The sequence below is a fragment of the Streptomyces sp. SID5910 genome, from assembly GCF_009862125.1.
In the GTDB taxonomy this organism is placed as follows: Bacteria; Actinomycetota; Actinomycetes; order Streptomycetales; family Streptomycetaceae; genus Streptomyces.
The window spans coordinates 1-6,785 of sequence record NZ_WWHX01000590.1 but is presented as its reverse complement, the minus strand read 5'-3'; the positions used below and the strand labels follow the sequence as shown (position 1 = coordinate 6,785).

7 protein-coding genes and 1 pseudogene are annotated in these 6,785 nt (G+C 72.5%); 5 read left to right on the top strand and 3 right to left on the bottom strand.

The genetic code is table 11. The features are described from left to right. Positions 1-175 (top strand): phosphatase PAP2 family protein (locus GTW67_RS20810; RefSeq protein WP_161166314.1); only part of this gene is annotated, 175 nt, incomplete at its 5' end. A 102-nt stretch (positions 176-277) separates the two neighbouring features. Then, entirely contained in the window at positions 278-967 is a 690-nt protein-coding gene (locus GTW67_RS20805) for an HAD family hydrolase (RefSeq protein ID WP_161166313.1), read from the top strand. Positions 968-980: 13 nt separating this feature from the next. Here GTW67_RS20805 and GTW67_RS20800 read toward each other — a convergent pair whose 3' ends face one another. Further along, positions 981-1,712 (bottom strand): TioE family transcriptional regulator, encoded by a 732-nt coding sequence (locus GTW67_RS20800; protein ID WP_161166312.1) that lies wholly within the window; start codon positions 1,710-1,712, stop codon positions 981-983. A gap of 70 nt (positions 1,713-1,782) precedes the next feature. On the opposite strand from GTW67_RS20800, the pseudogene GTW67_RS20795 reads away from it, so the two are divergent. Beyond that, positions 1,783-2,984: pseudogene (locus GTW67_RS20795) on the top strand (erythromycin esterase family protein). 180 nt (positions 2,985-3,164) lie between these two features. Continuing rightward, positions 3,165-3,866 (top strand): TetR/AcrR family transcriptional regulator, encoded by a 702-nt coding sequence (locus tag GTW67_RS20790; RefSeq protein ID WP_161166310.1) that lies wholly within the window; start codon positions 3,165-3,167, stop codon positions 3,864-3,866. Here GTW67_RS20790 and GTW67_RS20785 read toward each other — a convergent pair. Beyond that, entirely contained in the window at positions 3,854-5,356 is a 1,503-nt protein-coding gene (locus tag GTW67_RS20785; protein WP_161166309.1) for an LVIVD repeat-containing protein, read from the bottom strand. The genes GTW67_RS20790 and GTW67_RS20785 overlap by 13 nt on opposite strands. Before the next feature lie 191 nt (positions 5,357-5,547). Here GTW67_RS20785 and GTW67_RS20780 point away from each other — a divergent pair, with 191 nt between their 5' ends. Beyond that, positions 5,548-6,204 (top strand): DUF305 domain-containing protein, encoded by a 657-nt coding sequence (locus tag GTW67_RS20780; protein ID WP_161166308.1) that lies wholly within the window; start codon positions 5,548-5,550, stop codon positions 6,202-6,204. A gap of 27 nt (positions 6,205-6,231) precedes the next feature. On the opposite strand, the gene GTW67_RS20775 is transcribed toward GTW67_RS20780, so the two are convergent. Then, positions 6,232-6,684 carry a DUF6214 family protein gene (locus GTW67_RS20775; RefSeq protein ID WP_161166307.1) on the bottom strand — a complete coding sequence of 151 codons (453 nt, stop codon included), beginning with the start codon at positions 6,682-6,684 and terminating at the stop codon, positions 6,232-6,234. Positions 6,685-6,785 lie beyond the last annotated feature (101 nt).

The following is a 6,785-nucleotide window of genomic DNA, read 5'->3' as shown; positions in this document are numbered from 1 at the left end:
CCCTCGCGCTCTGCGCCTGACCGCGCTGGCGGTGTCGGTGGTCTCCGTGGCCGGCGTCGGCGTGACCCGGGTGTGGCTGGGCGTCCACTGGACGACGGACGTCGTCGCGGGCTGGTTCCTGGGCGCGCTGGTGGTGGCCCTCGCGGTGCTGGCCCACGGGCGGTGGGTGCGGTGAGCGGGGGGCGGGGTGAGCGGGGCGGGGTGAGCGGGGCAGGGTGAGCGGGGCAGGGTGAGCACGGTGGCGGCGTGCGCGCCGGGGCGGCCGTAGGATCCGCCCATGGCTGCCGTCCTGTTCGACTTCTCCGGGACCCTCTTCCGCATCGAGTCCGCCGTCGCCTGGCTGCGCGCGGTGCTGGACGACCGGGGACTGACGCTGCCGGAACCGGAGTTGGCGGAGACCGCCCGGGCGCTGGAGGCCGCCGGCGCGCTGCCCGGCGGTGCGCGTCCGCTGCGGGTGCCCGCCGAGCTCGCCGGTGTGGTCGAGGTGCGGGACGAGAGCTCCGAGCTGCACCGGGCCGCGTACACCGGGCTGTCCCGCCAGGTGCCGCTGCCCGATCCGGGGCTGCACGACGCCCTGTACGACCGGCACATGACGCCGGGCGCGTGGCGCCCCTACCCCGACGCCGTCGAGGTGCTGAGCGCGCTGCGCGGGCGCGGGGTTGCCGTGGGGGTGGTCAGCAACATCGGCTGGGACCTGCGCCCGGTCTTCCGCGAGCACGGCCTCGACCGGTACGTCGACACGTACGTCCTGTCGTACGAGCACGGTGTGCGCAAACCCGACCCGCGGCTGTTCGCCACGGCCTGCGAGGCGCTCGGCGTGGAGCCGGGGCGGACGCTGATGGTCGGCGACGACCGGCGCGCGGACGGCGGCGCGGCGGCCCTCGGGTGCGGCGTGCACTTCGTGGACCATCTGCCGGTGGCCGAGCGGCCGGACGCGCTGCGGACGGTGCTGGACCTGGTGCGCTGACCCGCCCGGGGTCTCAGCCGCGCCCGCGCAGGTACGCGTCCAGCTCGGCGGCCCCGGCCAGCAGCGCCCGCCCGCGGGCGGACAGCCGGGCGTGCCAGTCGCCCAGCGCGCCCTCCAGCGGCTCCAGCCCGCCGGCCGCCCGCACCTGGGCGATCAGCGGGGCGATCTGCTCCAGCAGGTAGCCGCCCCGCCTGAGCTGGTGGACAAGACGGGCGTCCCGTACGTCGGCCTCGCCGTAGACGCGGTATCCGCTGTGCGGGTCGCGGCGCGGGCGGACCAGTCCGGCGCGCTCCCACTTGCGCAGCGTCGCGGGCCGGATCCCGAGCCTGCCGGCCAGCGGCCCGATGAACACGGCGCCGGGTCCGGGCACCGCCGCCGGCTCGGGCGCCGTGGTGGGCTCCAGGTCGCGCAGGGCGCTCTCCACGGCCCGCAGGGTCCGCCGGTCGTCGAGGAGCTGGGCGTGACTCTCGTCGACGAGGCGGTACGCCTCGTCGTCCGCGCCCCGGTTCACGGCCCGCATGATCGACGTCGCCGTCCGGTGGCCGTGGCCGGGCACCAGGGCCAGGAACGCGCGCAGGGCCGCCGCGTGCAGCGGGGTGTAGGTGCGGTAGCCGTGGGGCGTGCGTCCGGCGGCCGGGAGGATGCCGGCCTCCTCGTAGTTCCTGACCGCCTGCGTGGACAGACCGTGCGCCCGCGCCAGATCGACCGGCCTGAGCCGTACCCCGTTTTGAAGGTTCTGTCCCATGAGTGCCGACAGTAACGCGTGCTCTCGCGGAGAAAGTTTCCACCGCAGGTTCAACGATACGGTTGAATCCATGGCTACTGACATCGGGGACACCGTCCATGCCGTCGACGCCGCCGCCCTCACGGGGCTGCTCCCGGCCCGGCCGCGGGTGCTCGCGCTGGGCGAGCCCACGCACGGCGAGGACGCGTTGCTCGATCTGCGCAACGACCTCGTCCGGCAGCTGGTCGCGGAGGAGGACTACCGGACGATCGCGATCGAGAGCGACTGCCTGGCGGGGCTGCTCGTGGACGACTACGTCACCTCGGGCACGGGCACCCTGGACGAGGTCCTGGAGCACGGGATCAGCCATGGCTGGGGCGCGTCCGCGGCCAATCGCGAGCTCGTGCGCTGGATGCGCGCCCACAACGACGGCCGGCCCGCGGCCGACCGGGTCCGCTTCGCCGGTTTCGACGGCCCGCTGGAGATCACGGCAGCCGCGAGCCCGCGGCAGGCCCTCACCGCGCTCCACGGCTACCTCGCGGCGCGCGGGGACACGGACCTTCTCCCCTGCACCACCGAGACGCTGGACCACCTGCTCGGCGCCGACGAGCGGTGGACCGATCCCGCCGCGATGACGGAGCCGGACCGGTCCGTGGGACAGTCGCCCGAGGCCGGCCGGCTACGGCTGCTGGCCGACGACCTGGCGGCGCTGCTCGACACGCAGGCGCCGCAGCTCCGCGCGGCCGGACCGCGGGACGACTGGGACCGGGCGTGCCTGTACGCCCGCACGGCGACCGGTCTGCTGCGCTACCACCACTGGATGGCCGACACCTCACCGGCCCGCATGGCCCGGCTGCTGGCGGTGCGGGCCCAGATGATGGCCGGCAACCTCCTCGCCCTCGCCGAACGGGGGCCGGTGCTCGCCCACGCCCACAACTCCCACTTCCAGCGGGAGAAGAGCACGATGCGGCTGTGGGAGGGGCCGGTGGCGTGGTGGAGCGCCGGTGCGCTGGTGAACGCCCGGCTCGGTGACGCGTACGCCTTCGTGGCCACCGCCCTCGGCACGATCCGGCACCGGGGCGTGGACACGCCGCCGCCGGACACCGTCGAGGGACTGCTCTACGCGCTGCCGGAGGAGCGCTGCGTCGTGGACGCCGCGCGGCTGGCCGCCGTCCTCGGCGACGCCCTGCCCGCGCCCCGGGTGTCCCCTGGTTCGGCTACGCCCCGCTCGACCCGGCCCAGCTGGCCGGCAGCGACGGGATGGTGTTCGTCAAGGAGGTCCCCCGGAGCTGATGCCGCGGTGAGGTGCCCGCCATCGGTGCCGTAGCCCGAAGCAACCATCGGTGTGTCCGCCCGTCCCGGACGATCCCCCGTGTCGCCCGGGACAGACGGTATCCGGACGGGCCCCGCCGGGGGCCGGTCCGCCTGCGCTGAGTATAGTTGGCTGCCAGCCAGTCAACGCAGGAGTACAGCATGTCCCCGCGCAGCGCCTCGGTCAATGAAGAGTTGCGGAGGCGTTCGAAGGAGCGGCTCCTCCAGGCCGCGGTGGAGCTGGTCGGCGAGCACGGGTACGACGCGACCACGCTCGGCGACATCGCCGACCGGGCGGGGTCGGCGCGCGGTCTGGTCTCGTACTACTTCCCCGGCAAGCGCCAGCTGGTGCAGTCCGCCGTGCACCGGCTGATGCACCGCACTCTGGAAGAGGCCCTGGAGCGCGAGCCGCGCACCGCCGATGGCCCGGAGCGGATGGCGCGGGCCATCGACGCGATCCTCGGGCTCGCCCGGGACCGGCCGGTGCTGATGCGCCAGCACATGGCGGGCCTGCTCCAGGCCGAAGTGGGTTTCGTGCCCTGCCCCGAGCAGCGGCGGCTGGCCGAACTGCTGCGGGACACCGTGGCCCGGCACGGCTCCCGGGACGTCGACAGCGACTATCCGATGCTGCGGGCGCTGCTGATGGGCGCCGTCTTCGCCGCCCTGGTGCCGGGGGTGCCGATGCCCGTGCCGGTGCTGCGCGCCGAGCTGTTCAAGCGCTACCGGCTGGACTGGGACATGGGTGTCCCGCCGGACACCGAGGCGCCCGGCGGGACGTGCGACGCGGATCTGTCGCGGTTCTTCGCGACCGGCGCGGCACCCAAGTGCCCGCCGCCGGCCGGTCCGGCGGATCAGTCGAAGTAGTCCGGCTGCGTCTGCACGTTGAGCTCGCGCAGGTGGACCCGCTTGGCCGGGTCGGTGCGCCGGTCGCTGAGCTTCAGGACGTCGAAGCCCTTGGCGATGTCGTTCGAGTAGATGTAGCCGTTGTAGTAGTACGCCGACCAGGAACCGCCCGTGACGAGCGACTCGGTGGACAGCGGGCCGCGCTCGAAGTAGGCGATCTCCTTAGGGCGCGAGGAGTTCGTGAAGTCCCACACGGAGACGCCGCCCTGGTACCAGGCCTGGACCATGAGGTCCTTGCCCTTGACCGGGATCAGCGAGCCGTTGTGGGCGACGCAGTTCTCGGTGTCCGCCTGGTGGCGCGGGATCTTGAAGTAGCTGCGGAAGACCAGCTTGCGGTGGTCGCCCTTGCCCACGATGTCGTAGATGCCGTCGGCGCCGCGGTTCGGGCCGATCTCCGCGTTGCAGGTGGCCGCGCCGCCGCCGCCCAGCTCGTCGGTGAAGACGACCTTGTTCGCCTTCTGGTTGAAGGTCGCCGAGTGCCAGAACGCGAAGTTCACGTTGTCCTGGACGCGGTCGATGACCTTCGGACGCTCGGGGTCCTTGATGGAGAACAGGATGCCGTCACCCATGCAGGCGCCGGCCGCCAGGTCCTTCGAGGGCAGGACGGTGATGTCGTGGCAGCCGGTGGTCTTGGAGACGCCCGGGTTGGTGGGTCCGCCCGGGTTGCCGCCGCCGTCGGGGCCCTCACCCGGGAACAGCACCGGGAAGTTCACGACCGCCGCCCGCTGGGGGGCGTTGCGCGGCACCTTGATGACCGAGATGCCGTCGTGCGGGGGCTGGCAGTCGGGGTAGGTGGCGCTCGGCGAGTACGAGGAGACGTACACGTAGACGTTCTTGCGCTCGGGCACCAGCGTGTGGGTGTGCGAGCCGCAGGCGGTCTCGACGGCGGCGACGTACTTCGGGTTGCGCTTGTCGCTGATGTCGAAGACCTTCATGCCCTCCCAGGAGGACTTCTCCGTCGCGGGCTGGGTGGTGCTGTTGCAACTGCTGTCGCTGCGCGAGGAGTCGGTCGACAGGAACAGCAGGTCGCCGGAGACCGAGACGTCGTTCTGCGAGCCGGGGCAGAGGACCTGGGCGACGGTCTTCGGCTTCTTCGGGTTGCTGATGTCGAAGACGCGGAAGCCGTCGTAGTTGCCGGCGAAGGCGTACTTGCCCTGGAAGGCCAGGTCGGAGTTGGTGCCGGGCAGCGCGTCCTTCGGGATGTTGGTCAGGTGCTGGATGTTGTCCGAGTGGACGATCTCGTCCTGGCCGGGTATCTCGCCGCTCGCGATGGCGTCACGCGCCTCGGCGCGCGCACTCGTGGAGACCTCCTTCGACGTGGCCGGACCGTCCCCCGGGTCAGGGGTCGCCGCAGCCGGGACGGCCGTGAGCAGCGCTGCCACCATTCCGGCGGCGGCTGCCGCAACTCCGAGGCGTCTGCGCCGTGTTCGCGGGTCGCTCAACAGGATCACTGTTTCCTCCCTACGTCCGTTCCCGTTGGAACGGTTCACGCACCCCCGCAGTATCGTCTTCGCCATGCACATACCAACAGGGGGCAACAAACACGTAATGAAGTTTCTTGATCAGTGGCACGCGGAAGCGTGCTAGGACGGTCATCGCACTCACGAGGTGTCCCGTGCCCCGCCTGCCACAGGAGGTAGTCGTGCCCTTCCGTCCCGCGCCGCTCCGCGCGTCGCTCGTCACGGTGTCGCTGACCGCACTGGCCGTCCTCGGACTCGGGGCCTGCGACTCCGGCCAGGACACCGAGTCGGCCGCGGCGGCCGGGCCTTCGGTGATCGTTCCGGGCGGGCCCGGCGAGGCCAACCGGACAGTCTCGGCCGAGGAGGCCGAACGGCAGCGCGCCGACGACGACTCCCCCAACTCGGCGGACGTCGCGTACGCGCGGATGATGATCCAGCACCACTCCCAGGCGCTGGAGATGACCGAACTCGCGCCGAAGCACGCCCAGTCCGGGCAGGTGAAGAAGCTCGCCGAGCGCATCTCCGCCGCACAGGGCCCGGAGATCACGGCGATGAAGGGCTGGCTGACGGCCCACGGCCAGCAGGAGACGGGCGGTGCGCACGACCACGCCGCGATGCCGGGGATGGCGACCGAGGCACAGCTCGGGAAGCTGCGCGCGGCGGACGGCAAGGCCTTCGACCAGCTCTTCCTCACGCTGATGATCACCCATCACGAGGGCGCGATCACCATGGCCACGGACGTGAAGGCGCAGGGCAACAACGTGCAGATCGAGGAGATGGCCGACGACGTGGTCGCCCAGCAGACGAGCGAGATCTCGCGGATGCGCGGGATGCTCTGACGGGGCGTTCGGCGGAAGCCGGCCGGGTCAGCGCCGTGCGCGGCGAGGGGTCAGGAGGCCGTCGTCGCGCGCCTGGCCGATCAGCCTGAGCGCCCTGCGCCGGCCGTGTCCGGTCGCGCGCATCACCGCGAGGACCGGGTCGGCGCCCTCCTCGCGGGCCGCCCGGTACTCCTGGGCGACGAGCCGGCGTTCCGCACTGCCGTGCGGCCCGGCCGGGCGGGCCCGCCGCGGGGCCGCGGCACGCTCCGCGGGGGGCCGCACACAGGCCTCGAAGAGCGGGTTCTCCAGCCACTCGGCCAGTACGGACAGGTCGTCGAGGGAGAGGGCCGGCTCGGCCCGCACGTCCTCGACCCGGACGCCGCCGGCGCGGAGCACGGCGAGCGCGTCGATGCGGGCACCGTCGGGGAACGTCCACCGGACGTCGAACCACGACGTGGTCGTGTCCCCGTCCCGCACCGCCCATGTGTGCCGTACGGACACCTCACTGTCGTCCGGGCAGCGATCGGAAAGCTGAAGAGAACGATCAACAAAGGATGCTTCGAGCACCTCCGCAACGTAACCGCACGATCAGATTCCGTACA

Coding starts and splice junctions, on each gene's coding strand:
- GTW67_RS20805 (WP_161166313.1), top strand. CDS start 278: ATGGCTGCCGTCCTGTTCGACTTCTCCGGGACCCTCTTCCGCATCGAG.
- GTW67_RS20800 (WP_161166312.1), bottom strand. CDS start 1,712: ATGGGACAGAACCTTCAAAACGGGGTACGGCTCAGGCCGGTCGATCTG.
- GTW67_RS20790 (WP_161166310.1), top strand. CDS start 3,165: ATGTCCCCGCGCAGCGCCTCGGTCAATGAAGAGTTGCGGAGGCGTTCG.